The 24,470-nt window shown below is 72.1% G+C and carries 22 protein-coding genes and 1 pseudogene; 11 read left to right on the forward strand and 12 right to left on the reverse strand.

Annotated features, from left to right (window positions below; translation table 11 throughout):
- Positions 1-120: 120 nt before the first annotated feature.
- Positions 121-1,161, reverse strand: a complete 1,041-nt coding sequence (locus ACFT32_RS32520; RefSeq protein WP_382496437.1) for a DUF2637 domain-containing protein — start codon at positions 1,159-1,161, stop codon at positions 121-123.
- 256 nt (positions 1,162-1,417) lie between these two features.
- On the reverse strand, positions 1,418-2,269 hold the full coding sequence (locus tag ACFT32_RS32525; RefSeq protein ID WP_382496439.1) for a (2Fe-2S)-binding protein: 852 nt from the start codon (positions 2,267-2,269) through the stop codon (positions 1,418-1,420).
- Positions 2,270-2,416: 147 nt separating this feature from the next.
- Here ACFT32_RS32525 and ACFT32_RS32530 point away from each other — a divergent pair, with 147 nt between their 5' ends.
- A complete protein-coding gene (locus ACFT32_RS32530) occupies positions 2,417-3,223 on the forward strand; it encodes a GntR family transcriptional regulator (RefSeq protein WP_382496441.1) in 807 nt (268 codons plus the stop codon).
- 254 nt (positions 3,224-3,477) lie between these two features.
- On the opposite strand, the gene ACFT32_RS32535 is transcribed toward ACFT32_RS32530, so the two are convergent.
- Both ACFT32_RS32535 and ACFT32_RS32540 read right to left on the reverse strand, forming a co-directional pair.
- On the reverse strand, positions 3,478-4,251 hold the full coding sequence (locus ACFT32_RS32535) for a hypothetical protein (RefSeq protein ID WP_382496443.1): 774 nt from the start codon (positions 4,249-4,251) through the stop codon (positions 3,478-3,480).
- Between the two features lie 164 nt (positions 4,252-4,415).
- The gene (locus ACFT32_RS32540; protein ID WP_382496445.1) at positions 4,416-6,092 is read right to left on the reverse strand and encodes a PucR family transcriptional regulator; all 1,677 of its coding nucleotides are present in this window, start codon (positions 6,090-6,092) and stop codon (positions 4,416-4,418) included.
- A 377-nt stretch (positions 6,093-6,469) separates the two neighbouring features.
- Here ACFT32_RS32540 and ACFT32_RS32545 point away from each other — a divergent pair, with 377 nt between their 5' ends.
- The 5 genes from ACFT32_RS32545 (at position 6,470) to ACFT32_RS32565 (ending at position 13,115) form a co-directional block, all read left to right on the forward strand.
- Complete coding sequence (locus ACFT32_RS32545) at positions 6,470-7,360, forward strand: FAD binding domain-containing protein (RefSeq protein WP_382496447.1); 891 nt, start codon at positions 6,470-6,472, stop codon at positions 7,358-7,360.
- Positions 7,360-7,944, forward strand: a complete 585-nt coding sequence (locus ACFT32_RS32550; protein WP_382496448.1) for a (2Fe-2S)-binding protein — start codon at positions 7,360-7,362, stop codon at positions 7,942-7,944. Before ACFT32_RS32545 ends, ACFT32_RS32550 begins: the two co-directional genes overlap by 1 nt.
- Before the next feature lie 2 nt (positions 7,945-7,946).
- A complete protein-coding gene (locus ACFT32_RS32555) occupies positions 7,947-10,343 on the forward strand; it encodes a xanthine dehydrogenase family protein molybdopterin-binding subunit (RefSeq protein ID WP_382496450.1) in 2,397 nt (798 codons plus the stop codon).
- 119 nt (positions 10,344-10,462) lie between these two features.
- Positions 10,463-11,920 carry an NCS2 family permease gene (locus tag ACFT32_RS32560; RefSeq protein WP_382496451.1) on the forward strand — a complete coding sequence of 486 codons (1,458 nt, stop codon included), beginning with the start codon at positions 10,463-10,465 and terminating at the stop codon, positions 11,918-11,920.
- A 43-nt stretch (positions 11,921-11,963) separates the two neighbouring features.
- Entirely contained in the window at positions 11,964-13,115 is a 1,152-nt protein-coding gene (locus ACFT32_RS32565) for an XdhC family protein (RefSeq protein WP_382496453.1), read from the forward strand.
- 10 nt (positions 13,116-13,125) lie between these two features.
- On the opposite strand, the gene ACFT32_RS32570 is transcribed toward ACFT32_RS32565, so the two are convergent.
- The 4 genes and pseudogenes from ACFT32_RS32570 to ACFT32_RS32585 all read right to left on the reverse strand — a co-directional run.
- A complete protein-coding gene (locus tag ACFT32_RS32570; RefSeq protein ID WP_382496693.1) occupies positions 13,126-14,142 on the reverse strand; it encodes a methyltransferase in 1,017 nt (338 codons plus the stop codon).
- 62 nt (positions 14,143-14,204) lie between these two features.
- Entirely contained in the window at positions 14,205-15,011 is an 807-nt protein-coding gene (locus ACFT32_RS32575; protein ID WP_382496455.1) for a helix-turn-helix domain-containing protein, read from the reverse strand.
- 72 nt (positions 15,012-15,083) lie between these two features.
- Positions 15,084-15,524: an SRPBCC family protein gene (locus tag ACFT32_RS32580; RefSeq protein WP_382496457.1), complete on the reverse strand. Its 441-nt coding sequence runs from the start codon at positions 15,522-15,524 to the stop codon at positions 15,084-15,086.
- Positions 15,525-15,612: 88 nt separating this feature from the next.
- A pseudogene (locus ACFT32_RS32585) lies at positions 15,613-16,095 on the reverse strand (polysaccharide deacetylase family protein); the annotation flags it as partial.
- A 135-nt stretch (positions 16,096-16,230) separates the two neighbouring features.
- On the opposite strand from ACFT32_RS32585, the gene ACFT32_RS32590 reads away from it, so the two are divergent.
- Positions 16,231-17,232 (forward strand): glycosyltransferase family 2 protein, encoded by a 1,002-nt coding sequence (locus ACFT32_RS32590; protein WP_382496459.1) that lies wholly within the window; start codon positions 16,231-16,233, stop codon positions 17,230-17,232.
- The gene (locus tag ACFT32_RS32595) at positions 17,229-17,816 is read left to right on the forward strand and encodes a D-glycero-alpha-D-manno-heptose-1,7-bisphosphate 7-phosphatase (protein WP_382496460.1); all 588 of its coding nucleotides are present in this window, start codon (positions 17,229-17,231) and stop codon (positions 17,814-17,816) included. The genes ACFT32_RS32590 and ACFT32_RS32595 overlap by 4 nt, the downstream gene beginning before the upstream one ends.
- Positions 17,817-17,829: 13 nt before the next feature.
- Here the strand turns inward: ACFT32_RS32595 and ACFT32_RS32600 are convergent, their stop codons facing one another.
- From ACFT32_RS32600 to ACFT32_RS32615, 4 genes are all read right to left on the reverse strand, one after another.
- Positions 17,830-18,150 (reverse strand): hypothetical protein, encoded by a 321-nt coding sequence (locus tag ACFT32_RS32600; protein WP_382496462.1) that lies wholly within the window; start codon positions 18,148-18,150, stop codon positions 17,830-17,832.
- A gap of 113 nt (positions 18,151-18,263) precedes the next feature.
- Positions 18,264-19,190 (reverse strand): polysaccharide pyruvyl transferase family protein, encoded by a 927-nt coding sequence (locus ACFT32_RS32605; protein WP_382496464.1) that lies wholly within the window; start codon positions 19,188-19,190, stop codon positions 18,264-18,266.
- A 62-nt stretch (positions 19,191-19,252) separates the two neighbouring features.
- The gene (locus ACFT32_RS32610; RefSeq protein ID WP_382496466.1) at positions 19,253-20,686 is read right to left on the reverse strand and encodes a family 43 glycosylhydrolase; all 1,434 of its coding nucleotides are present in this window, start codon (positions 20,684-20,686) and stop codon (positions 19,253-19,255) included.
- A gap of 38 nt (positions 20,687-20,724) precedes the next feature.
- Positions 20,725-22,227, reverse strand: coding sequence for a family 43 glycosylhydrolase (locus ACFT32_RS32615; protein ID WP_382496468.1), 1,503 nt, complete (start codon positions 22,225-22,227; stop codon positions 20,725-20,727).
- Between the two features lie 313 nt (positions 22,228-22,540).
- Between ACFT32_RS32615 and ACFT32_RS32620 the strand changes: the two genes are divergently transcribed.
- From ACFT32_RS32620 to ACFT32_RS32630, 3 genes are all read left to right on the forward strand, one after another.
- Positions 22,541-22,987 (forward strand): hypothetical protein, encoded by a 447-nt coding sequence (locus ACFT32_RS32620; protein WP_382496470.1) that lies wholly within the window; start codon positions 22,541-22,543, stop codon positions 22,985-22,987.
- A gap of 62 nt (positions 22,988-23,049) precedes the next feature.
- Positions 23,050-23,928 carry a helix-turn-helix domain-containing protein gene (locus tag ACFT32_RS32625; protein WP_382496472.1) on the forward strand — a complete coding sequence of 293 codons (879 nt, stop codon included), beginning with the start codon at positions 23,050-23,052 and terminating at the stop codon, positions 23,926-23,928.
- A 64-nt stretch (positions 23,929-23,992) separates the two neighbouring features.
- Positions 23,993-24,469: a VOC family protein gene (locus tag ACFT32_RS32630; protein WP_382496474.1), complete on the forward strand. Its 477-nt coding sequence runs from the start codon at positions 23,993-23,995 to the stop codon at positions 24,467-24,469.
- Position 24,470 lies beyond the last annotated feature (1 nt).

The following is a 24,470-nucleotide window of genomic DNA, read 5'->3' on the forward strand; positions in this document are numbered from 1 at the left end:
TCGCGGCCCCTGTGGTGGTGGGTCTCGGGGAGGGGTGTCGTCGCGGGGGGGGGGTGGGGGTGGGGGGGGGGGGGGGGGGCCCCCCCGCCCCCCCCCCCTCCCCGGCTCCGTTCGGCCGCACTAGCCGAACTGCTTCTCCAGGTCCTTGAGCTTGCGCTCCAGGGAGTCGAGTCGCGGCAGTGCCATGGTGTCGTCCTCGGCGGTGAGGTCGACGGTCACCGGCTCAACTCCTTTGCGAGCGGGCTGCAGGGAGGGACGCGAGCGGACGGGCAGCGGCTCCGGCGCGGATATGGCAGGCTCCGCGGAGACCTGCGAGGAGCCGCGCTCCACCTGCACCTCCAGCTGCCGGCCGCCGCCCCGGCCGAAGTGGCCGCGGTGACCGCGGCTGATCGCCTTCAGCTGGGCCCGCTCCACACGCTGCTGGTCGCGGCGCCGCTGCCGGGCCTCGTCCTTCTTGCGCTTGTCGTCGCGCACCTCGTCGACCGCCTCGTCGAGGCTGCGCACGCCCTCCAGGAGCATCAGCGACCAGGCGCTGTACGTCTCCCGGGGGGCCCGCAGCCAGCGCACGATACGGATCTGCGGCAGCGGGCGCGGCACCAGGCCCTGCTCCCGCAGGGCGGCGCGGCGGGTCTGCTTCAGAGCGCGGTCGAAGAGCACCGCCGCCGAAAGGGACATGCCCGCGAAGAAGTGGGGAGCCCCCGCGTGGCCGATGCCCCGGGGCGCGTGCACCCAGTTGAACCAGGCCGCGGCGAAGGCGAACGTCCAGACCAGTATCCGGGAGCCGAGGGCGGCGTCACCGTGGCTGGCCTCGCGCACCGCGAGCACGGAGCAGAACATCGCGGCGCCGTCCAGGCCGAACGGGACGAGGTACTGCCAGCCGCCGCTGAGGCCGAGGTTCTGCTCGCCGAAGCCGACCAGGCCGTGGAAGGAGAGCGCGGCGGCGACGGCCGCGCAGCAGAAGAGGAGGACGTAGGAGACGGTGCCGTAGAGGGCCTCCTTGCGTCTGCGGCGTTCCTCGCTGCGCTCCCAGGAATCGTCCGCGCTCGTGTCCTTGACCGAGGAGCGCTTGCCGCGCGCGAGAACCGCTATCGCCGCCAGCATGCCCAGGAGAAGCACGGCGCCCGGAAGCAGCCAGTTCAGCGATATGTCGGTCAGTTTCATCTGGGGGTCCCTTGCATTGGGATAGGGCGTAACGCCCGCCATAGTGGCCCAATCCCAACGGCCCTCAGGGGGTTTCGGGGCAAGAGGCCGCCAAGGAAGTGCAAGGGAATGTTCAGGGCGGCGTTCTGCTCGAACTGCCGCGTGAGGGGCGGGAGTTGAGTTCGAACAAGACTACCCGTACGGGTGGTTCTCCGGGAACTTGCTGCGAGTTTCCGCGATGATCCTACGGGAGGAGCCGGCTATTCCTGAGTGTGTCTCAACTGGCCGTGGCCAGCAGCTTGGTGACCCGGTCGGCGTCGCAGGTGCGCGGGCAGGTGGCGCAGGTGTCCTGCGGGCGCAGCGTGTAGAACATGCAGCAGCTCGCGCGGTCCCGGGTGCGCAGCGGCTCGCCGCCGGGGCCGGTCAGCTCCCGGAAGGCCGCCGTGCCCACGTACGGCTTCGTCGCGCCCGGCAGGAGCAGCTCCAGCTCGCGCATCGCGCGCCGTTCCTCCATCTCGCCGAACAGCTGGGCGATGTACCAGAGCCCCTCGACGATCTCGTCGGTCGCCATGCCCCACAAGGCCCGGCCGCGACGCCGCATCCGGGGTCCGAAACCGGTCAGGACCGGCTCCAGGTGCTCGGCGACCGCCGACCGTACCTCGGCGCGCAGTGCCTCCTCGTCCGGGACGACCCGGGCACCGGGCAGCGTGGCGGCCTCGTCGTCGGGCAGACAGGCGAAGCCGGCCGGGCGGACCGCCATGCGGCCGATGGGGTGGCCGGGGGCGGTGCGGTCGTACGAGACGTGCGTCACGGGGTAGCGGGGCACGCGGCGGTTCAGGAACCAGGGGACGGTGATCAGCAGGCAGGCGGGCCAGGCGTACCGGTGCAGGCCGAAGCTGGCGACCACGTCGGGCCGGGCCCGCTGGTCGTAGTCCCGTCGTATCTGGTCCTCGTCCCAGGACAGGAAGGCGTCGAGGGCGGGGCCGGCGGCCGCGAGGTCGGTGGCCGCGGCCCAGCCGCCGCCCTGCGGGGTCGCGTCCTCGGGGTCCAGTTCGGTGACGGCGAGCCCCGGGAGGACCTCGGCCAGGCGGGCGTAGGCGCCGGAGACGGCCGAACGAGGCACGGGCATGCGATCACCGATCCATTCAGAGGTAAGCCTAACCTAACCCAAGATCGCTGGGATTTGAACTGGCGCTCGAGGCGCTTAAGGTGCTTGACGGACGAGTAACAACCCGCCGTAATGACCCCAAGTACCGACACGTCCGGAGGAGGACCCGTGAAGCAGGGCGCGCAGGGCTCCGCCGGGACGGAGGAGCCCTGGTCGGCTGTGCCGGACGGGCAGGCGCGGGTGCCGCGGCAGGCCGGGGCGGTGAGCGCCGAGGGGGCGGTGCGGGGTGAGGGGGCGGTGCGGGGTGAGCACACGCACGGTGAGCCGCCTCTCCCGCGGCCCAGGCCCGTCGTCCAGCGGTCCTCCGTGCGCGGGCAGATCGTGGACGCGCTGCGGGCCGCGCTGGTGGCGGGGGATCTGCGGCCCGGTGAGGTGTACTCGGCGCCGGTGCTGGGCGAGCGGTTCGGGGTGTCGGCGACGCCGGTGCGGGAGGCGATGCAGCAGCTGGCCATCGAGGGTGCCGTCGAGGTCGTGCCGAACCGTGGGTTCCGGGTGGTCGAGCGGGGGGCGCGGGAGCTGGCGGAACTGGCCGAGGTCCGGTCGCTGATCGAGGTCCCGGTGATGCTGCGGCTGGCCCGTACGGTTCCCGCCGAACGCTGGGCCGAGCTGCGGCCTCTCGCCGAGGCGACGGTCCGCGCGGCGTCCTCCGGCTGCCGCGCGACCTATGCGGAGTCCGACCGGGTGTTCCACCGGGCGGTGCTGGACCTCTCCGGCAACGGGCAGCTGGTCCAGATCGCGGAGGACCTGCACCGGCGGGCGCAGTGGCCGCTGGTCGGGGGCCGGCCGGGCGGTCGGGGGCGGGCCGACCTGGTGGCGGACGCGCATGAACACACGGCGCTGCTGGACGCGTTGATCGCCCGGGATCTGGATGTGGTGCGGGTGCTGGTGGGGGAGCACTTCACGGGTGCGGGCTGAGGGTGTGTGTCGCGCCTACGCGGTGGTGGTGGGTCGGGGCCGCGCCGGGGGGTGTCCGTCCTCGGAACGGCGCGATGGGGTTGCGTACCGACTAACCGTCCGTTGACGCGCCAACCGCTGCGGGCGGACACCCCCCGACACGTCCCCTTCTCGCCGTACGCGGGTGCGGGCGCGTCCCGGCTGAGCTGCGGGTATGCGTGCCGCTGGGGGCGGCACCCCGCTACGCCGGGCCGCGGACCCACCCGGCTTTCGCGTCACGCCGTCGCCGCTCCCGCCGCCGGGGGCAACGGGGCCAACTGCCGGGCCAGCCAGGTCGGTACGCCCCCGAGGAGCCGGAACAGCCGCCGGGCCTCCTCCCGTAGCCGGGACGCCTCCGGCTCGGTCTCCGTGTCGGCCAGGGACACCAGCGCGGGGGCCGTACCGACGAGATACCCCAGCTCCTCCCGGATCCGCAGGGACTCGGTGAAACCGTGGCGGGCCTCCGCCAACTCCCCTTCCCGCAGGGCGAGTCCGGCCAGATGGCGCCATGTGAACGACAGCAACAGCGGGTTGGCATGCGCCGTCGCCCCCGCGTGCGCACGGCGATACGCGGCCCGGGCCGCCTGCGGGGAGCTCGTCAGGTTCTCCGCCGCAAGACCGCGACGGAAGTCCAGCAGGGCCCGCTGCGGAGCCCCCGGAGGGATGAGCGCCGCCGCCCGCCCCAGCGCGGCCCGCGCCTCGTCGGCCCGGTCCCGCACCGCGAGCAGCGTCGAGGCGTAGGCCAAGTAACCGCGTTCACAAGCGGCCGCGCCCCGCTCGTCGTCGCTGTGGGCCAGCGCCTCGGCCGTGCGCAGCGCGTCCTCGGCCTCCTCCCAGCCCTGCTCGGTGTACAGACACCGTTCCACCAGCAACGACGCCCGCTGGAGCGCAGCCGGGGGCGTATCCGGCAGCAGCAGGGCGGCCGCGTCGGACCAGCACCCGCGTGAGCGCAGCCGCCATACCGCGGTCTGGAGGGGATCGTCACCAGCGGTCGTTCCGTTACCAGACATGGCGGTATGCGCCACGTTGCCCTCCCCGAGCACGCCATCGAGCTGTTGAGTGGTGGCGGCATCTCAGCACGAATCGCGGGGTCGGGCCAAGGGGGTGGGTGAAGGATTTCACAAAGTCGTGGGACTCAGGGGCGTCCCGTGTTTGCGACGGGACACCCCGTGTCTCAGCTCATGCGCAGGGCCAGGAAGAAATCCAGCTTGTCCTCGAGCCGCGACAGATCACGGCCCGTCAACTGCTCGATCCGTCCGACCCGGTAGCGCAGCGTGTTGACGTGCAGGTGGAGGCGGCCGGCGCAGCGGGTCCAGGAGCCGTCGCAGTCCAGGAACGCCTCCAGGGTGGGGATCAGCTCGGCCCGGTGGCGGCGGTCGTAGTCCCGGAGGGGGTCCAGGAGGCGGGCCGTGAAGGCGCGGCGGACGTCGTCCGGGACGAACGGCAGCAGGAGGACGTGCGACGCCAGTTCCTGGTGGCCCGCCGCGCAGACCCGGCCCGGGCGGGCCGCCGCCACCCGGCGGGCGTGGCGGGCCTCCTCCAGGGCGCCCCGCAGCCCCTCCGCCGAGTGCACGGCCGCGCTGACGCCGAGGGTGAGGTGCCCGTCGCCGTCGAGACCCGCCGTGAGGGGGTCCCGTACGGACTCCAGGAGCGCGTCCGCGAGGACGCCGGTCTCGGAGCCGTCGTGCTCCGCCGTGACGGCGGGGAGGGGGACCAGGGCGATGGCCTCGTCGCCGGTGTGGGCGACGGCGATGCGGTCGGAGTGCTCCGGGCCCGCCGACAGGGGGTCGACGAGGATCTCCTCCAGCAGGGCCTGGGCCACCGGGCCGCCCTCGATCTCGTCCCCGTCCCAGTCGACGCGGGCCACGACCACCTGCCAGTGCGGCGCGGCTCCGAGGCCCGGCAGCAGCACCGGCGCGGCCACCCGCAGGCGGGCGGCGATCTCGGCCGGGGCCGCGCCGGTCTGGACCAGTTCCAGCACCTCCTGGGCGAGACGGCGGCGGACCGTGCGGGCCGCGTCGCGGCGGTCCCGCTCGACCGCGATCAGCTGGGTGACGCCGTGCAGCAGGTCGAGACGCTCCTCGGCCCAGTCCCCGGCGTCCGCCTCGACGGCCAGCAGCCAGTCGGACAGCAGGCTCTCGCGGACGTCCCGGGCGGTCCCCGGGGAGCGGCCCGCCGAACGGATCGGGAACAGGGAGTAGGTGGTGCCGCCCAGCAGGACGCGGTGCGGGGCACGGCGGCCCGTACGGGTGGCGGTCAGGTGTTCCGCCGCCAGGCGCCCGCAGGTCTCGGCGGGCAGGGCGGCGGGGCCCGCCGCCTTCGAGCCCGCGATCAGCCGGCCGGTGGGGGCGAGGACCCAGGCCCGCAGGTCCAGATCCGAGCCGAGCAGGTCCAGGACCACGTCCGGGCCGCCGCCCGCCGGGCCCGAGGTCATCATCCGGCGGTGGCGGTCGACCACCGCCGCGAGGTCGCCGGCGCGCTCGCCGGAGACCTGCCGTACGACGTGCTCGGTGATCGTCGCGAACGCCACCGACTCGTGCACCGCGAAGAGGGGGAGCCGGTGCCGGGCACAGGCCGTGACCAGGTCGTCCGGGACGTCTCCGAGCTCGGCCTCGCCCGCGGCGAGGGCCGTCACGCCCTGCTGCGCCAGGATCCGGACGAACGGCTCCGAGTCCTCGGCGTCCCGGCGCCAGGCCAGGCCCGTGAGCACCAGCTCGCCGCCCGAGAGATAGCGGCTGGGGTCGCGGAGGTCGGTGGTCATCACGCCGCGCACCGTGCGGTCCAGTTCCTCCTCGCCGCCGAGCAGCTTGAGGCCCAGCGCGTCGGTGTCCAGCAGTGCGCGCAGCCGCATTCTCGTCGCCGCCGTTCTTTGTCTCGAAATCAATGGTGGATCTTGGTGGGGTGCAGGGTGAACGCCTGTTCGTCGGCCTGGTGAGCGATACTCCCCGGCCCCGAACCGTGTCCCGGCTGTGTCCCAGGTCACGCGGCTGTGTCGCGCGTTTCCACAGGAGAACGAGGAGGTTTCTGATGGCCTCCGTTCATACGAATCTACAAGATGCCCGTCCTGGCCAGCCAACTCCTTCATGGTTTCCGTGACTGACCCCGTCGGAGTACCGGGCTGTGTACTGAGGCCACTACGCGTTAACAGCACATGAACGAGCCGGGACCGCCGCACACGTATTGGCTCAATCTGAACGCCCCACGAGAAGACGGAGAAGAGAGCCGGTCATGGACTTCCTTCGCCCCGCCAGCTGGGAGGAGGCGCTCGCCGCGAAAGCCGAGCACCCCACAGCTGTGCCGATTGCGGGTGGCACCGACGTGATGGTCGAGATCAACTTCGACCACCGCCGGCCCGAGTACCTCATGGACCTGAACCGCGTCGGCGATCTCTCCGAGTGGGAGGTCGGCGAGGAGAGCGTACGTCTGGGTGCCTCCGTGCCGTACACGAGGATCATGGAGAATCTGCGCGCCGAACTGCCGGGTCTTGCCCTCGCCTCGCACACGGTCGCCTCCCCGCAGATCCGCAACCGCGGCGGTGTCGGCGGCAACCTCGGCACCGCCTCCCCGGCCGGCGACGCCCACCCCGCCCTGCTCGCCGCGGGCGCCGAGGTGGAGGTCGAGTCGGTGCGCGGGTCGCGCCGGATCCCGATCGACGAGTTCTACAAGGGCGTGAAGCGCAACGCGCTGGCGGCCGATGAGCTGATCCGGGCCGTGCACGTGAAGAAGGCCGACGGGCCGCAGCAGTTCTCCAAGGTGGGGACCAGGAACGCCATGGTCATCGCCGTGTGCGCGTTCGGGCTCGCGCTGCATCCCGGGACGCGGACCGTGCGGACCGGGATCGGCTCGGCCGCCCCGACCCCCATTCGGGCCAAGGCCGCCGAGGAATTTCTGAACGCGGCTCTGGAAGAGGGCGGTTTCTGGGACAACGGGAAGATCGTCACCCCGTCGGTCGCCAAGCAGTTCGCCGACCTGTGCTCTGCCGCCTGCAACCCGATCGACGACGTCCGGGGCACCGCGAGCTACCGCCGCCACGCCGTCGGCGTCATGGCACGCCGCACGCTGACCTGGACCTGGGAGTCCTACCGCGGCACCCGCCGCCTCACCGAGGGAGCTGCGTGATGCGCGTCAACTTCACGGTCAACGGCCGTCCGCAGGAAGCCGACGACGTGTGGGAGGGCGAGTCCCTGCTGTACGTGCTGCGGGAGCGCATGGGCCTTCCCGGGTCCAAGAACGCCTGTGAGCAGGGCGAATGCGGGTCCTGCACGGTCCGGCTCGACGGGGTGCCGGTGTGCTCGTGCCTGGTGGCCGCCGGGCAGGCGGAGGGCCGCGAGGTCGTCACCGTCGAGGGGCTCGCGGACTTCGCCAAGCAGCGTGCCGAGCACGGCGGCTGCGCCACCGGCGCCTGCGGTACGTCGCTGCAGAACGCTCAGGAGTGGCAGGCCAAGGGCACCGACTCGCAGACCGGCGAGGGCACCGAACTCTCCCCGATCCAGCAGGCGTTCATCGACGCCGGCGCCGTCCAGTGCGGCTTCTGCACGCCCGGTCTGCTGGTCGCCGCCGACGAGATGCTGGAGCGGAACCCCAACCCGAGCGACGCGGACATCCGCGAGGCGCTGTCGGGCAACCTCTGCCGCTGCACCGGCTACGAGAAGATCATGGACGCGGTCCGCCTGGCGGCCGCCCGGCAGGGAGAGGCGGTCTGAGCATGCCCACCAATGGCGCACCCACGAAGATCACCCAGGGCTCCCGGACCAAGGGCGGCATCGGCGAGTCCACGCTCCGCCCGGACGGCACCCTCAAGGTCACCGGCGAGTTCGCGTACTCGTCCGACATGTGGCACGAGGACATGCTGTGGGGGCAGATCCTCCGGTCGACCGTCGCGCACGCCGAGATCGTGTCCATCGACACGAGCGAGGCGCTGGCCATGGCGGGTGTCTACGCCGTCATGACGTACGACGACCTGCCCACCGAAGTGAAGAACTACGGGCTGGAGATCCAGGACACCCCGGTCCTCGCCCACGGCAAGGTCCGCCATCACGGCGAGCCGGTCGCGATCGTCGCCGCCGATCATCCGGAGACGGCCCGGCGCGCCGCCGCGAAGATCAAGGTCGACTACCGCGAACTGCCCGTCATCACCGACGAGGCCTCCGCGACCGCGCCGGACGCGATCCTCGTCCACGAGGGCCGCGACGACCACCACGCCGGGCACGTCCCGCACCCGAACATCGTCCACCGCCAGCCGATCATCCGCGGTGACGTCGAAGCCGCACGGCAGCGGGCCGATGTCATCGTCGAGGGCGAGTACACCTTCGGCATGCAGGACCAGGCCTTCCTCGGCCCCGAGTCCGGCCTCGCCGTCCCCGAGGAGGACGGCGGCGTCCACCTCTACATCGCCACCCAGTGGCTGCACAGCGACCTGCGCCAGATCGCGCCCGTGCTCGGCCTGCCCGAGGACAAGGTGCGGATGACGCTGTCCGGCGTCGGCGGCGCGTTCGGCGGCCGCGAGGACCTGTCGATGCAGATCCACGCCTGCCTGCTGGCGCTGCGCACAGGCAAGCCCGTCAAGATCGTCTACAACCGGTTCGAGTCCTTCTTCGGGCACGTCCACCGCCACCCGGCGAAGCTCTATTACGAGCACGGGGCCACGCGCGACGGCAAGCTGACCCACATGAAGTGCCGGATCGTCCTGGACGGCGGCGCCTACGCCTCCGCCTCCCCGGCGGTCGTCGGCAACGCCTCCTCCCTTTCCGTCGGCCCGTACGTGATCGAGGACGTGGACATCGAGGCCATCGCCCTCTACACCAACAACCCGCCCTGCGGCGCCATGCGCGGCTTCGGCGCGGTCCAGGCGTGCTTCGCCTACGAGGCGCAGATGGACAAGGTGGCGCACAGGCTCGGCATGGACCCGGTGGAGTTCCGGCAGCTCAACGCCATGGAACAGGGCACGCTCCTGCCGACCGGCCAGCCGGTCGACTCCCCGGCTCCCGTCGCCGAACTCCTGCGCCGCGTCAAGGCCATGCCGATGCCGCCGGAGCGCCAGTGGGAGTCCAGCGAGGGCGCCGACGTACGGCAGCTGCCGGGCGGCCTGTCCAACACCACGCACGGCGAAGGCGTCGTACGAGGCGTCGGCTACGCGGTCGGCATCAAGAACGTGGGCTTCTCCGAGGGGTTCGACGACTACTCGACCGCGAAGGTGCGGATGGAGGTCGTGGCCGGCGAGCCCGTCGTCACCGTCCACACGGCCATGGCCGAGGTGGGCCAGGGCGGTGTCACCGTCCACGCGCAGATCGCCCGGACCGAGCTGGGCGTCGCGCAGGTGACCATCAACCCGGCCGACACCCGGGTGGGCAGCGCCGGTTCGACCTCCGCCTCCCGGCAGACCTACGTCACCGGCGGCGCCGTGAAGAACGCCTGCGAGATCGTCCGCGAGAAGGTCCTGGAGATCGGGCGCCGCAAGTTCGGCTCCTACCACCCGGCCTGGGCCACGGCCGAGCTGCTGCTGGAGGGCGGCAAGGTCGTCACGGACGGCGGTGAGGTCCTCGGCGCCCTGGCCGATGTCCTGGAGGGCGAGACCGTCGAGGTCGAGGAGGAGTGGCGGCACCGGCCGACCGAGGCCTTCGACCTGCGCACCGGGCAGGGCAACGGACACGTCCAGTACTCCTTCGCCGCGCACCGCGCCGTCGTCGAGGTCGACACCGAGCTCGGGCTGGTGAAGGTCATCGAGCTGGGCTGCGCCCAGGACGTCGGCAAGGCGCTCAACCCGCTGTCCGTGCTCGGCCAGATCCAGGGCGGCACGACACAGGGCCTGGGCGTGGCGGTCATGGAGGAGATCGTCGTCGACCCGAAGACGGCGAAGGTGCGGAACCCCTCCTTCACCGACTACCTGATCCCGACCATCCTCGACACGCCGACCATCCCGGTCGACGTCCTCGAACTCGCCGACGAGCACGCCCCGTACGGGCTGCGCGGCATCGGCGAAGCACCCACCCTGTCGTCGACGCCGGCGGTCCTCGCGGCCATCCGGAACGCGACCGGGCTCGAGCTGAATCGGACTCCGGTACGGCCCGAGCACCTCACGGGTACGTCACTCTCCGAGGCCTGAACAGGAGAGTCCCGTCCGGGGGACCGTGTTCCCGTGTCCCCCGGACCCCTTTCGTTCGTCTCGGGCCGTCCCCCGGGTCGTGCATCCCAACCCCCTTTGAAACTTGGGAGTAGGCCCACATGACCCAGCAGTCAGTAGAGCCGAGGACCACAGCCGAGGACGCGGGCGAAGGCACCCGCGTCCCGGCCGGACGGTCCTGGCTCGACCGGTACTTCCACATATCCGGCAGAGGATCGACGGTCGCGCGTGAGGTGCGCGGAGGCGTCACCACCTTCATGGCGATGGCGTACATCCTCCTGCTCAACCCCCTGATCCTGTCCGGCAAGGACGTGGCGGGGGACACCCTCGCGCAGAAGGGCGTGATCACTGCGACCGCGTTCGCGGCGGCCCTCACCACGCTGCTGATGGGGTTCGTCGGCAAGGTGCCGCTCGCCCTCGCCGCGGGCCTGTCCGTCTCCGGAGTCCTCGCCTCCCAGGTCGCGCCCGAGATGACCTGGCCGCAGGCGATGGGCATGTGCGTGATGTACGGCGTGATCATCATGCTGCTGGTCGTCACCGGCCTGCGTGAGATGATCATGAACGCGATCCCGCTCGCGCTCAAGCACGGCATCACCATGGGCATCGGCCTGTTCATCGCCCTCATCGGCTTCTACAAGTCCGGCTTCGTGCACCAGGGCAAGGCGACCCCCGTCACGCTCGGCCCGGCGGGCGACCTGGCCGGCTGGCCGGTCCTGCTCTTCGCGGGCACCCTGCTGCTGATCTTCATGCTCCAGGCCCGGAACATCCCGGGCGCCATCCTCATCGGCATCACCGGCGGCACGATCGTCGCCGCGATCCTGAACGCCGCCGGCGTCGTCGACCCCAAGCAGTGGGCGGCCGGGGCACCCGAACTGCACGGCAGCGCGGTGTCCATGCCCGACTTCTCGCTCTTCGGGAACGTGGAGTTCGGCGGCTGGGGCGAGGTCGGCGCGATGACCGTCGGCATGATCGTCTTCACGCTGGTGCTGGCCGGGTTCTTCGACGCGATGGCGACCATCATCGGCGTCGGCACCGAGGCCAAGCTCGCCGACGACAAGGGCCGGATGCCGGGCCTGTCCAAGGCGCTGTTCATCGACGGGGCCGGCGGCGCGATCGGAGGCGTGTCCGGCGGCTCGGGCCAGACGGTGTTCATCGAGTCGGCGACGGGTGTCGGGGAGGGCGCGCGCACGGGCCTCGCCTCGGTCGTCACCGGTGCGTTCTTCGCCGCCTGTCTGTTCTTCACGCCGCTCACGGCGATCGTGCCGCAGGAGGTCGCGTCCGCCGCCCTCGTCGTCATCGGCGCGATGATGCTGATGAACGCCCGGCACGTGGACTGGGCCGACCGGGCCACCGCCATCCCGGTGTTCCTGACGGTCGTCCTGATGCCGTTCACGTACACCATCACCACCGGTGTCGCCGCGGGCGTCATCTCCTACGTCGCCATCAAGACCGCCCAGGGCAAGGTGCGCGAGATCGGCGCCTTCATGTGGATCCTGACGGCGGTGTTCCTCGTGTACTTCGCCCTCAACCCGATCGAGAGCTGGCTCGGCGTCCACTGACGCCCGGCGTGCCGGCCCCGCAGCCTTAAGGAGACCGAGACAGATGCTGGACATCGCCGAGGAGCTGAACCGGTGGGTCGGGCAGGGCCGTGACTTCGCCGTGGCCACCGTGGTGGCCGTCGGCGGCAGCGCGCCCCGGCAGCCCGGCGCCGCGCTCGCGGTGGACGCCGAGGGCACGGCGATCGGCTCGGTCTCCGGCGGCTGTGTGGAGGGCGCGGTCTACGAGCTGTGCCAACAGGCGCTGCGGGACGGCGAGTCCGTCCTGGAACGCTTCGGCTACAGCGACGACGACGCCTTCGCCGTGGGTCTGACCTGCGGCGGCGTCATCGACATCCTGGTCACCCCGGTACGGGCCGCCGATCCGGTCCGGCCGGTGGTCGCGGCCGCGCTCACCGCCGCCGCTCAAGGGGAGGCCGCGGCGGTGGCGCGGATCGTGTCGGGCCCGCCCGAACTGACGGGCCGGGCCCTGCTGGTCCGCCCCGACGGGTCCCGCGACGGCGGCTTCGGCGCCCATCCGGAACTGGACCGCACGATCGCCGCCGAGGCGGGCGCCTTCCTGGACGCCGGCCGTACCGGCACCCTGGAGATCGGAGAGCAGGGCTCACGCTGCGGAGCACCGCTCACGGTCCTGGTCGAGTCCTCGGTCCCGGCGCCCCGCATGATCGTCTTCGGCGCGATCGACTTCGCGTCGGCCCTGGTCCGCATGGGCAAGTTCCTCGGCTACCACGTCACGGTGTGCGACGCACGGCCCGTCTTCGCGACGAGGACGCGTTTCCCCGACGCCGACGAGATCGTCGTCGAGTGGCCCCACCGCTACCTGGAGGGCACGGACGTCGACGCCCGTACGGTCCTGTGCGTGCTGACCCACGACGCCAAGTTCGACGTGCCCCTGCTGCGACTGGCGCTGCGGCTGCCGGTGGCGTACGTCGGTGCCATGGGCTCCCGGCGCACCCACCTGGACCGCAACGCCCGCCTGCGGGAAGTCGGCGTCACCGAGCTGGAGTTGAGCCGCCTGCACTCGCCGATCGGCCTGGACCTCGGGGCCCGTACGCCCGAGGAGACGGCCCTGTCCATCGCCTCGGAGATCGTCGCCGGCCGGCGCGGAGGCAGCGGGGTGTCGCTGACCGGGGCCCACACCCCGATCCACCACGAGCCGGAGCCCGGTGCGGTGGGGCGGATCGGGACGGTGGCCTGAGGCCCCGGAACTAGCCTGCCGCGGCCTCCAGGAGCGAGAACGGTTCGGCCTCCGGCAGTGGGGTGACCGCGACCAGGGACAGCCCGGCGGCGTGGCACAGCTCCTCGAAGTCCTCGCGGGTGCGTTCCCTGCCGCCCACGTTCACCAGCATGTTGAGGTCGCTGAGATATGTGCCCCCGTCACCGTCGGTCCCGACGGCCTCGGGCAGCACGGGTTCCAGGATCAGCACGCGTCCGCCGGGCGGCAGCGCCGCGCGGCAGTGGCGCAGGACGGTGACCGCCTGCTCGTCCGGCCAGTCATGCAGGATGCTCTTCATCAGACAGAGGTCCGAGCCCTCGGGAACCGAGCGGAAGAAATCCCCGGCGGCCAGGGAGCAGCGGTCCGTGAGCCCGTGGCGGCGCAGGGTCTCCGGCGCCTGCGCCAGCCCCTCGGCCGTGTCGTACACGACACCGTCGAGGCCCGGGAACGCCGTGAGCACGGCGGCCAGGAGCGTGCCGTCCCCGCCGCCGACGTCCGTGACCGAACCGAACCGGCCGAAGTCGAAGGCGCCCGGCAGCGCGGCGGCGGTCTCCGCGGTGGCCTGGCTCATCGCCGCGTTGAACATCGAGGACAGCTCTGGCCGCTGGGCGAGGTGGCTGAAGAAGTCCGTGCCGAAGACCGTGTCGAACGCGACATCGCCGGTGCGGACGCTGTCGTCCAGGTGCTCCCAGGCGCGGATGATCTCCGGCTCGGTGAACATCTGTACGAAGGAGGTCAGCGAGCCGGGGCGGTTCGAGTCGAGGAGGGCACCCGCGGGGGTCACCGCGAAGGTGCCGGGGGCGTGTTCCGCCAGCAGTCCGAGGCCGGCCAGGGCGCGCAGCAGCCGGGTCATGGGCTGGGGCGCGGTTCCGGCGTCGGCGGCCACATCGGCGGCCGGGCGCGGGGTGCCGCCGATCAGCTCGACGATCCTCAGCCGGACGGCCGCGCGGACGGTCTGGGCCGCCATGCTGCCGAAGACGAGCCGTACGAGCCGGTCGCGGTCGTTCATGTCGGGCGCGAGAACGTGCGTGTTCGCCACGGGTCTTTCCTCCTGCGTGAGTTGAGGTCCGGTCAGCCGGCGGATGTCGCGCGGCCGGCCAGGGCGGTGGGCGTGCAGCCGGCGAAGGCCAGTACGTCGCGGTGGAGATGGGGCTGGTCGGCATAGCCGCACGCCAGGGCGACGTCGGCGGTGTCGGCACCGGCGCCGAGTGCCCGGGCGGCGTGGTCGAAGCGGACCAGCATGGCGGCGCGCTTCGGGGTGAGGCCGATCTGGTCGCCGAACCGGGACCACAGCCGCTTGCGGCTCCAGCCGCAGGAGGCCGCGAGGTCACCGACCCGCACCCGGCCCCGCCGGGCGACGATGGTCTCCCAGGCGGCGGCGACCTCGGGCGCCATCGCCGGTGCCCGCGCGGCCCGCCCGGCGAGGAACTCGTCCACGAGCGCGAGACGGTGTTCCCAGTCGGGGGTGCCGGCCGTCCGCTCCCGCAGCCGGCGTCCGTCCCGCCCCCAGAGGTCTTCGAGCCCGGTGACGGATCCGTCCAGCTCACGCGGCGAGACGCCCAGCAGCGCATAGGCGGTCCGCGGTGACAGGCGCATCTCGACGCACTCGACACCCGCACCGCGGATCCGGGCCGGGCCCGGCGACAGGCCGGCGACGAGGCTCCGCAAGGGCCGGTGCCCGGTGGCACCCTCGACGGCGAACGGCTCGTCCCCGAGGCCGATGACGACGATCACCGCCGGCTGGGGCAGCACCCGCAAGTCCAGCCCACCGGCGGTCCGCTCACGGAACCCGGCCATCCGGACACCACCGAGCGAGAGATCACCGCGGGGGAGGACGACGTCCCAGCCGGGCTCGGCCTCCGCTTCGTAGCTGCGCATGCCTCCACGGTCGCCGGCTTCCCGGCGTCTGTCTTGGACGAAAGTTCCGTGCGGAAGTCTTCCCGGCCCCCGTCACGCCTGTCTCAGCAGGCGGTTCAACGCCCGGCCGAACACATACCGTGCCGAGCGGTGCACCAGCCCGTCGAAGAGCGAGGGCAGCAGCCGGATCCGGATCTCCTCCCGCCACAGCACGCGGGTGCGGCCGCCGGGTCCCGGCCGCACCTCCAGTTCCGCCCAGCCCAGGATCACCCGGCCCCGCTTCTCCAGACGGCACATCCCCGGGACCCCCTCCTCCGGCGGCTCCCACACCGTGACCTCCATCGGGTCGTCGAAGGACAGCGGCCCGACACCCGTGCGGGCCACGACGAGAGTGCCGACGCGGGTCGGCCCGGGCGGGACCGGACCGACCCGCGTCAAGGGCACCCCCTCACCGTGCCGCTGCCACAGCGTGATCCGCCGCCACGCCTCGTCGAGGGGGAGCGGGACGGTCCGTTCGAGCAGGATGTTCGCCACGTCCCGATCGTAGGGAACCCACGCTGCTCGGCGGCCCGCTCGGGTACGGCTCACCCACTCGGCCCAGAGCCGTCCGAGGGTTTGTGCGCTACCGGTACACCTTCCCGGGCTCAGCCTTCCCCGGTGCCAGCAGCTGTGGCACGGTCACGAACACGTACCCCCGTTCCTTTTCGCGGCAGATCTCGTGCACGGTGTCGTCGGTGCGGCCCTGGGGAGGGCGCATCAGGGTCGGGCGCCGTCCGGTGAGGCGTTCTATCTCCCGGTTGGGGCGTTCCAGCTCCTCGCGTATCTCCTCGGGTCTCAGCCGGGTCAGGATCTTGTGGTTCCAGGTGTGGCTGGCCACCTCATGGCCCTCGTCGGCCATGCGCCGCACCAGCTCCGGGTACTTCTCGATGTGCCGTTCACCGAGGAGGAAGAACGTCGCCGGGACCTGTCTCTCCTTCAGGATGTCCAGCAGGCGCGTGGAGTGCTCGCTGGGCCCCGCGTCGAAGGTGAGGGCGATGCACTTCGCCTCACGGCAGTCGACGGTGCCGTAGCGGGCCGCCTGGATGTCCGTCGCCGCCCGGGCGCGGTGTCAGAGAAGGCATGCGGGGACTATGCATAGCATGTATACGCACCATGTATAGTCCCTGGGGCGTTTGAGGCGGCCGTACCGCGGCACTCGCCAGCACCGAAGGCGGGCGATCGTCGCAGGGAGGACCGCCGCATGACCTCGTACGCCGTCGTGATCCCGACCGTCGTCCGGGACACCCTCGCCGACTGTCTCGCGGCGCTCGCCGCCGCGACCGGGCCCCGCCCCGGCGAGATCGTCCTCGTCGACGACCGGACGGACCCCGGCCCCGGGCAGCTGGAACACCCGCTGAGCGTCCTCGGCGATCTGCGGGGGCGCACCACAGTGCTGGGCGGCGGCGGTCGTGGGCCCGCCGCCGCCCGCAACACCGGGCTGCGCGCCGTGACGGCGCCGTGGACCGTGTTCCTCGACGACGACGTCCAGGTCGGGCCTCACTGGTGCGATCAGCTGGCCGAGGACCTCGCCGAGGCGTCACCCGACATCGCCGGCGTCCAGGGCGTCATCGCCGTCCCGCTGCCCGGCGAACGCCGCCCCACCGACTGGGAACGCGGCACGGCGGGACTCGCCCGCGCCCACTGGATCACCTCCGACATGGCGTACCGCACGGAGGCGCTCAAGCAGGTCGGCGGCTTCGACGAACGCTTCGAGCGTGCCTTCCGCGAGGACGCCGATCTCGCGCTGCGCGTGCTCGACTCGGGCTGGCGCATCCGGCAGGGCCGCCGCACCACACGGCACCCAGTGCACCCCGCCTCCCGCTGGGTGTCGGTGCGCCAGCAGCGCGGCAACGCCGACGACGCCCTCATGCGGCATCTGCACGGGTCCGACTGGTGGGACAAGGCGGTCGCGCCGCGCGGCCGGATCCGCTCCCACGCGGCGATCACGACCGCGGGCGTCGCGGCGTGCGCCCTCGCCGCCGCCGGGCACGGACGGGCAGCGACGGCCTGTGCGCTCGGCTGGGCGGCCGGCACGGCGGAGTTCGCCCGGGCCCGGATCGCGCTCGGCCCGCGCACCCGCCACGAAGTGACGACCATGGTGGCGACCAGCGTGCTCATCCCGCCGGCCGCGACCTGGCACCGCCTGACCGGCGCCTGGCGCCACCGCCACGCCCCCGCCTGGCAGGACGAGGTGACCTCGTGAGGCGTCCGGTGACCGCCGTGCTGCTGGACCGCGACGGAGCGCTCGTCGAGGACGTCCCCGGGAACGCCGATCCCGACCGCGTACGCCCCGTCGAAGGCGCCCGGGAGGCGCTCGTCCTGCTGCGCGAGCGCGGCATCCGCACCGGTGTCCTCACCCACCAGCCCGGCGTCGCGCGCGGGCAGCTCACCGACGCCGACGTGCGCCGGGTCAACCACCGCGTGGACGAACTCCTCGGCCCCTTCGACGTGTTCGCCGTCTGCCCGCACGGCCCCGACGACGGCTGCCACTGCCGTACCCCCCGGCCCGGCCTGGTGCTCTGGGCGGCCGGGCGGATCTGCGCCCGGCCCGCCGACCTCGTCGTCATCGGCGACACCTGCGCCGACGCGGAGGCCGCACACCGGGCGGGGTGTCACGGCATCCTCGTCCCGACCGGGCGGACCCGCCCCGAGGAGACCGCGCGCGCTGACCACGTCGCCCCGGACCTGCTGACCGCCGCCCGCGCGCTCCTCGACGGGCCGCCCAAGGGTCGTGTCCTCGCCGACGAACGCCCCATCCGTCAGGCCTTCACGGCCGATCCCGGTTAGGGGCGGCGGACGCTCAGGTCCCGCACCACCGGCACATCAACCGGAACGTCGCGTACAGCGTCAGCGGGCATATCGCGGCGAACGCCCAGATCACCCCGGGCTCGGAGGTGACGATCCCGGCCGCCAGCAGCCCGGCCGACACCGCGAACAGGACCACCACGGTCCAGACACGGGGACGGTAGGCGGCCAGGCGGGCCAGGACACGGGCGGGGTCGGGGCGACGGCGCACCCGCAGGGTGCGCAGCCGGCGGTCGAGGCGGCGGTCGCGGCGCAGGACGCGTTCCATCTCGTCGAGGATGCGCTGCTCGTGATCGGGAAGTCGGCCGATGGACACGCTCTCTCCTTCGGGTCGGCCGGACCGTCTCTCCTGCCGGGGGGACGTGCGGCGGGGGAAGCGGGGAAATACAGCGGGGAACGTAGATGCGGATGCCCCGTGAGGTCATGGAGCTAACCGGCGACCGGCCGTGCCAGCGCCTCGACGAGCCGGTCCGCGCTGTCCGGCACGGTGCCCTCGCGGAATCCGTCGCGGATCTGCCGTGCGGTCACCCGGCCGCCGGTCAGGCACCAGTCCCACCAGCGGTCCAACTGCCGCACGTCCAGCCGCTCGGCGGCCACCAGCGCGGGCCAGCCGCAGGCGCGGGCCTGCGCGGTCAGCTTGGAGCCGCCCGCGACCGGGTCGACGGCCAGCACCGGCGTGCCGACCCGCAGCGCGATCACCAGCCCGTGCAGCCGGTCGGTGACGACGAGGTCCATCCGGGCCAGCACGGACTGGAGCTGCGCCGGTGTCGCACTCAGATGCCAGTCGTGCGCGTCGAGCCGCGTCTCCAGTTCCAGCCTGCCGCAGTCCTTCCCGGCCAGCCACCGCGTCACCTCCTCGGCGACCTGCCCGTGCCGCCGCAGCCGCCCGTACTCGTGCTGCCCGTGCGCGAGGATCACGCCGACGACGGGCCGGGCGGGCACGTCCGGGGCGCGGGCCGCCAGATCCTCCACCGGCTCGCGGTCAGGAGCGTCCCGCGGCAGCACCCGGTGGAAGCCGGTCACGGCCGTGCTGGCGGGGTCGATCACCGAGGTGCCCACGGCGATCCGCACACAGTGCGCGAACCGCCGGTGCAGCTCCTCGACCTGCGGCCCGTGCAAGGGGCCGCACACGAACACCAGGTGGGTGTAGTCCTCGGGCCACAGCCGCTCCAGATGCAGGGCCTCCGGACGGAAGCCCGGACTCCAGGCGACGTCGTAGGGGATGCCCGTCCCCCGCAGCACGTCCTCGACCCGGCGCAGGGCCAGGACGTCCCCGGCGGTCGCCTCCCTGTCCCGGAAGCTGAACCAGCCAGTCAGCAGAACCCTGCGCGGTCGCTTGCCGTCTTGTGTGTGCACATGCCCTGAGTGCCCAGCCCACCGGGAACACAATCAGGGCATTACACGCATTTAACCTGCCGTCACTGCGCGTAGAAGGTGGCGTCCGCCCGGTCGGTCGCCGTGCTCACCGTCTGCACGTTCAGCAGGTACTCCCAGTGGCGGACGTATCGCCCCGGGTAGTTGTACGACTCGTACGACACCCCCGCCGAGTCGGCGAGCCCGGCACGCCGGTGGAAGGTGGCGTCGGACGCGAACCGCGCGGTGCCGTCGTTCTTCTCCAGCCACACCTCGAAGTTCCTGTGCCGCAGGTAGTGGCCGGGGAAGTTGGCCGACTCCAGCGAGATGGTGCCGCTGCCGGCCAGGCCGCTCACCGCGCGGAACTGCGAGTCCGCGAGCGGGGAGACGCCGGCCTCGATGCGGGCGCGGTACTCCCAGTGCCGGACGAAGCGGTCCGCGAAGTTGTACGACGACAAGCGCTGCGGAGTGACCCCGTCGGCCACCGGGATGCCGAAGTCCGGCGTGCCGTCGGCCTTCCAGTACACCTTCTGCACGCGGGTGCGGCGGTTGGGGTCGTTCAGCGGGTCGCCGCTGATGTCCTTGTAGCCGCGGTCGTGGTAGACGAGGACGTCGCTCTTCCCGTCCTCGGAGACGGTGAACGAGTTGTGGCCCGGGCCGTACTGGCTGGTCGCGGCGCTGCTCGCGAACACCGGGGCGGGGCTCTTGCTCCAGGACGCCTGGCTGAGCAGGTTCGCGCCCGCGGAGGCGGTGAGCATGCCCAGGCAGTAGTTGCTGTCGGTGGCGCTGGCGGAGTACGTCATGAAGACCCTGCCGCCGCGCTGGATGACCGCCGGGCCCTCGTTGACCTTGTAGCCGACGGTCTCCCAGGAGTAGGTGGGCCGCGACAGCATCACCGGAGTGCCGGTGATCGTCCAGGGGTTGGCCATCCTCGCCAGGTAGATGTCGGTGTTGTTGTTCACTGACGGGTCGCGCTGCGCCCAGGCCAGGTAGCGCACGCCGTTCACGACGAAGGTGGTGGCGTCCAGGGAGAAGCTCTCCCACTGGGTCCTGATCTGCCCCTTCTCCGTCCAGGTGGCGGTGAGCGGGTTGGCGCCCGTGCCCTCCAGGACGTACATCCGGATCGCCCACACGTCATGGGTGGCGCCCGCCGCGAAGTACACGTACCACTTGCCGTCGATGAAGTGGATCTCCGGCGCCCAGATGTGGGCCCCCATCACACCGCCGGCGTGCTTGGTCCAGATGGTGGTCTCGGGGGCCGTCCTCAGCCCCTGGACGGTGGTCGCCCGGCGCAGCACGATGCGGTCGTACTCGGGGACGGTCGCGGTGAAGTAGTAGTAGCCGTCGGTGTGTCTGAAGATGTGCGGGTCGGCCCGCTTCTCCGCGATCGGGTTGGTGTACGTGACGGCGGGGGAGTCGGGGACGGCGGCGTGGGCGGGCGCGCCCGCGAGGCAGGTCGCGAGGGCGACGAGGACGGCCATGAGCAGCCTTGCGGCCATGCGTCTCAAGGGAGTTCTCCGGATCAGAGGGGGAGTGATCAGGTCGTGGGGACGAGGCGCCACTGCTGGCAGTTGTTGTTCAGCCACGTCCACTGCCGTACGTCGGCGCCGTCCGCGGTACCGCAGTTCGCCACGTCGGCGACCTTGCCGGTGGCCTCGTTGACGATCCGGACGTGGTCGCCGCTCGCGGTGAAGACCAGGCGGTAGCGCTGGCACTTGTTGTTCAGCCAGGACCACTGCCGCAGATCGGCGCCGTCGGCGGCGGAGCAGTCGGCGGTGTCCAGCACCTTGCCGGTGGCCACATTGACCAGCCGGCTGGTGTCGTCACCCAGGTCCTCGATCCGCCACTTCTGGTTGGCGCCGCCGGTGCAGCTCCACTGGAGGGCATCGGTGCCGTCGGCGGTGTTCCCGCCGTTCACGTCCAGGCACTTGCCGCTGTTGCGGTTGACGAGGGCGTACGACGTCGGGGTCGCCGCCGTTTCGCCCGACGGGCCGGGGCGCGTGCCGCCGAGGGCGAGCGGTGTGCCGAAGTTCGGTGTGCCGTCGGCGTTCCAGGTGAACTTCTGGGCGCGGGTGGTCCGTCCGTTGCCGCAGCCGCCGTTGGACGCGGAGTTGGCGTGGTAGACGATCCAGTTCTCGGTGCCGTCGGGCGAGGTGAAGAAGCCGTTGTGTCCGGGGCCGTACACGCTGTTCGCGTCGCTGCGCTGGAAGACGGGGGTCTGCTTCTTCGTCCAGGACGCCGGGTTGAGCGGGTCGGTGCCGGTCAGCTCCAGTTGGCCGAGCTTGTAGTCGGCGGTCTGGCAGGAGCTCGCGGAGTAGGTCAGGAAGGTGCGGCCGTCGCGGTAGAGCGGCTCGGGGCCCTCGTTGACCGGACTGCCGGAGCGCTCCCAGTCCAGAGTCGGGCTGGAGATGATCGAGAAGGTGTTGCCGGCGAGGGTGTACGGGTTGCTCAGCGGCGCGATGACCAGGCTCTGTGTACTGCCGTTGATGAACCCGCTGCCCACCAGATACAGCCTGTTGTTCGCCTGGAGCACGCTCGCGTCGATCAGCCAGCCGCCCGGGGTGAGGTTGGACCCGGTGAGCGAACCCTTGTAGGTGTACGGCCCCATCGGGTCGGTGCCGGCGCTCTCCAGTACATGGGTGCGCTGGGAGTCGCAGCAGGCGACGCCGCTCTGCCCGGCCGAGTAGTACACGTACCAGTGGCCGTTGAAGAGGTGCATCTCCGGCGCCCAGAAGTTGGTGTTGCGTGTGGACGTGGTGTCCGAGTACACCTGCACGTTGGGCGCGGTGGCGAGGCCCGCGAGGGTCGGCGACTTGCGGATGCCGAGGATGCCGGTGAACGTCGTGGTGATCAGGTAGTAGTTGCCGTCGTGGTACTGGAGCCAGGGGTCGGCGCCCTTGAACGACTTCAGCGGGTTGGTGTACGGCCGCCCCTCCACCGCGGACGCCGGCTGAGCCGCCGTCACGAGGGCGAGGAGCAGGGCGAGCACGCAGACGAGCAGGGGACTGCGGCGCCTGGCCGCAGGGGGAGTCCGAAGCATACGAGCCGCCTCTGTCGATCCAATGTCCGTGGTTTCGAACGTGGTTCGTGAATTCGGCCATGAATTCCGTCAGAAGATAAGCGGGGCCCTTACCTCCGTCAACGGTTCGGACAGCCGTGACGCGCGGGGCGGGGGCGACGGCCGGGTACTCGGCAAATCGGGTACTCGGCAAAGGGGCCATGCCGCCCGTTTCATTGCAGATCGCTGACTTCGCCTTTGCTCAACCACCGAGGGGCCGCCCCTACGCTCACATCCGCCCCCCGCTCTCCCCCGCGGCGCACACGTGTGCCCGCAGGCACCAGTACGGACGGTCATGAACAACAGACGCAGACAGCAGGTCCTCGCAGCGGTCACCCCTCTGCTCGCCCAGGGGGAGCAGGTCGAGCTCATCTCGCTCGCCAAGGTCGGATCCGTCTCGGTCAAGCGGCGGGTCCTCACCTCCGCACTGGTCGGGGCGCTGACCGCCGGGACCGTCATCGCCACGGTTCAGCCGCGCCCCCTGTACTGGGCGCTCACCGACCGGCGTCTGCTCTTCTTCGAACCCGGCTCCGTCACCGGCCGGCCGGGCAAGCCCGTCATGGTCCTGCCCCGTGAGCTGGTCGCCGCCTCCCCGGCCCGCAAGGCGCTGCTCGGACTCGGCGCCCAGACCGTGCTGACCGTCCAGGGCGAGGAGAAGGGCCTGAAGCTGACCTTCCCACCGGCCTTCAAGGCCGCGGGCCGCGACCTGGCCGCACGCCTCACGGCCACGGCCACGGCCTGACCCGGCCCGGGGCCGACTCCGCCGGAGGGCCCGGTGTCGTACCCCGGCCGTAGTCTGGACGCATGGCTCGTACGGCCGAGGAAACGGCCGCGGAAACGTTCGAGGAAACGGCCGCGGAAACAGCTCTCTCGCTCACCGTCCGGCCGTCGGCGGCCGCGCTCGGGCCGCTGATCGGCGCGCTGGGGTATGTCGAGGGGCGGTTCGCGCACGGCGCCGAGCTGGCCCTGCCGACGGGCGGGGCGCAGCTGCTGGTGAACCTCGACGGGGACGCCTTCTCCTCGTCACCGCTGAGGGGCGCCGACCGCCGTACCCGGGGCGCGGCCCTGCAGGGGCCGTACACGGAGCCGGCCCTGATCGACCCGGCGCAGCAGCGCGCCGTCGTGTGGGTGGCGTTCCGTCCGGCGGGGGCGTACCCGTTCCTCCCCGCCCCGGTCTCCGCGGTCCGTGACGAGCTGGTCGGACTGGACGAGCTGTGGGGCACCGACGGCGCGGTACTGCGTGAGCGGCTGCTTCAGGCCGTGGCCGCCGGTGGCCCTCAGGCGGGGCTGCGGGAGCTGGAGACGGCCCTGCTGGGGCGGGCGGAGCGTCCGCTGGAGCCCGACCCGGCGGTCCGCCTCGCCGCCGTACTGCTCGATCGCGGCACACCCGTCGGCGAGGTCGCCGACCGGCTCGGCTGGACCTCCCGGCGGCTGGCCCGCAGCTGCGCCGAACAGCTGGGACTCGCGCCCAAGCGGTATGCGCGGGTACGGCGCTTCCAGCGGCTGCTGCGGCGCGTGAACTCCGGGGCCGGGGCGCCGGACTGGGCGGTCCTCGCCGCTGACTGCGGCTACCACGACCAGGCGCATCTGATCCATGAGTTCCGCGCGCTCGCGGGCATCACACCGACCGCGTACGCACCGCGCTCGCCGCTGGAGCGCAACCACGTACCGCTCGGCGGGTGACACACCCCGCCCGGCCGGCCGTTTTCTACAATCCACGGCCCCCGGGACCCGCGATCGTGAAGGCATGACGAACACACCCGACACCCCACCCGGCACCTCACCCGACGCCCCCGCCGTCACCCGGCTCTACGCCCGGCTCGTGGTCTCCGACGGACCCCGGGCGATCGACTTCTACCGGTCCGCGCTCGGCGCCGAGGAGATCGAGCGGTACACCGACCCCGAGGGCAGGATCGTGCACGCCATGCTGCGTCTCGGCGGCGCGGTGATCGCGGTCAAGGACGCAGACGACGGCGACCCGGCACCGTCCTCCCTCGGCGGCTCCCCGGTGATCATGGCGCTCGACGTGTCCGACGCCGACGCCGTCGCCGAGGCCATGCTGCGGGGCGGCGCGACGGTGGTGTACCCCGTCGCCGACCAGCACTACGGGCAGCGCGGCGGCCGTCTCGCCGACCCGTTCGGCCACCTCTGGATGATCTCCCAGCCGATCGAGGAGCTGACGCCGGAGGAGATCCAGGCGCGTACGACCGACCTGTTCACCTGAC

It is taken from the genome of Streptomyces sp. NPDC057002 (assembly GCF_042673825.1).
Taxonomy (GTDB): Bacteria; Actinomycetota; Actinomycetes; order Streptomycetales; family Streptomycetaceae; genus Streptomyces.

Bases quoted from the DNA above. Each gene is read 5' to 3' on its own strand.
- ACFT32_RS32520 (WP_382496437.1), bottom strand. From the start codon at position 1,161: ATGAAACTGACCGACATATCGCTGAACTGGCTGCTTCCGGGCGCCGTG.
- ACFT32_RS32525 (WP_382496439.1), bottom strand. From the start codon at position 2,269: ATGCCCGTGCCTCGTTCGGCCGTCTCCGGCGCCTACGCCCGCCTGGCC.
- ACFT32_RS32535 (WP_382496443.1), bottom strand. From the start codon at position 4,251: ATGTCTGGTAACGGAACGACCGCTGGTGACGATCCCCTCCAGACCGCG.
- ACFT32_RS32540 (WP_382496445.1), bottom strand. From the start codon at position 6,092: ATGCGGCTGCGCGCACTGCTGGACACCGACGCGCTGGGCCTCAAGCTG.
- ACFT32_RS32545 (WP_382496447.1), top strand. From the start codon at position 6,470: ATGGACTTCCTTCGCCCCGCCAGCTGGGAGGAGGCGCTCGCCGCGAAA.
- ACFT32_RS32550 (WP_382496448.1), top strand. From the start codon at position 7,360: ATGCGCGTCAACTTCACGGTCAACGGCCGTCCGCAGGAAGCCGACGAC.
- ACFT32_RS32555 (WP_382496450.1), top strand. From the start codon at position 7,947: ATGCCCACCAATGGCGCACCCACGAAGATCACCCAGGGCTCCCGGACC.
- ACFT32_RS32560 (WP_382496451.1), top strand. From the start codon at position 10,463: ATGACCCAGCAGTCAGTAGAGCCGAGGACCACAGCCGAGGACGCGGGC.
- ACFT32_RS32565 (WP_382496453.1), top strand. From the start codon at position 11,964: ATGCTGGACATCGCCGAGGAGCTGAACCGGTGGGTCGGGCAGGGCCGT.
- ACFT32_RS32570 (WP_382496693.1), bottom strand. From the start codon at position 14,142: ATGAACGACCGCGACCGGCTCGTACGGCTCGTCTTCGGCAGCATGGCG.
- ACFT32_RS32575 (WP_382496455.1), bottom strand. From the start codon at position 15,011: ATGCGCAGCTACGAAGCGGAGGCCGAGCCCGGCTGGGACGTCGTCCTC.
- ACFT32_RS32590 (WP_382496459.1), top strand. From the start codon at position 16,231: ATGACCTCGTACGCCGTCGTGATCCCGACCGTCGTCCGGGACACCCTC.
- ACFT32_RS32610 (WP_382496466.1), bottom strand. From the start codon at position 20,686: ATGGCCGCAAGGCTGCTCATGGCCGTCCTCGTCGCCCTCGCGACCTGC.
- ACFT32_RS32615 (WP_382496468.1), bottom strand. From the start codon at position 22,227: ATGCTTCGGACTCCCCCTGCGGCCAGGCGCCGCAGTCCCCTGCTCGTC.
- ACFT32_RS32620 (WP_382496470.1), top strand. From the start codon at position 22,541: ATGAACAACAGACGCAGACAGCAGGTCCTCGCAGCGGTCACCCCTCTG.
- ACFT32_RS32625 (WP_382496472.1), top strand. From the start codon at position 23,050: ATGGCTCGTACGGCCGAGGAAACGGCCGCGGAAACGTTCGAGGAAACG.
- ACFT32_RS32630 (WP_382496474.1), top strand. From the start codon at position 23,993: ATGACGAACACACCCGACACCCCACCCGGCACCTCACCCGACGCCCCC.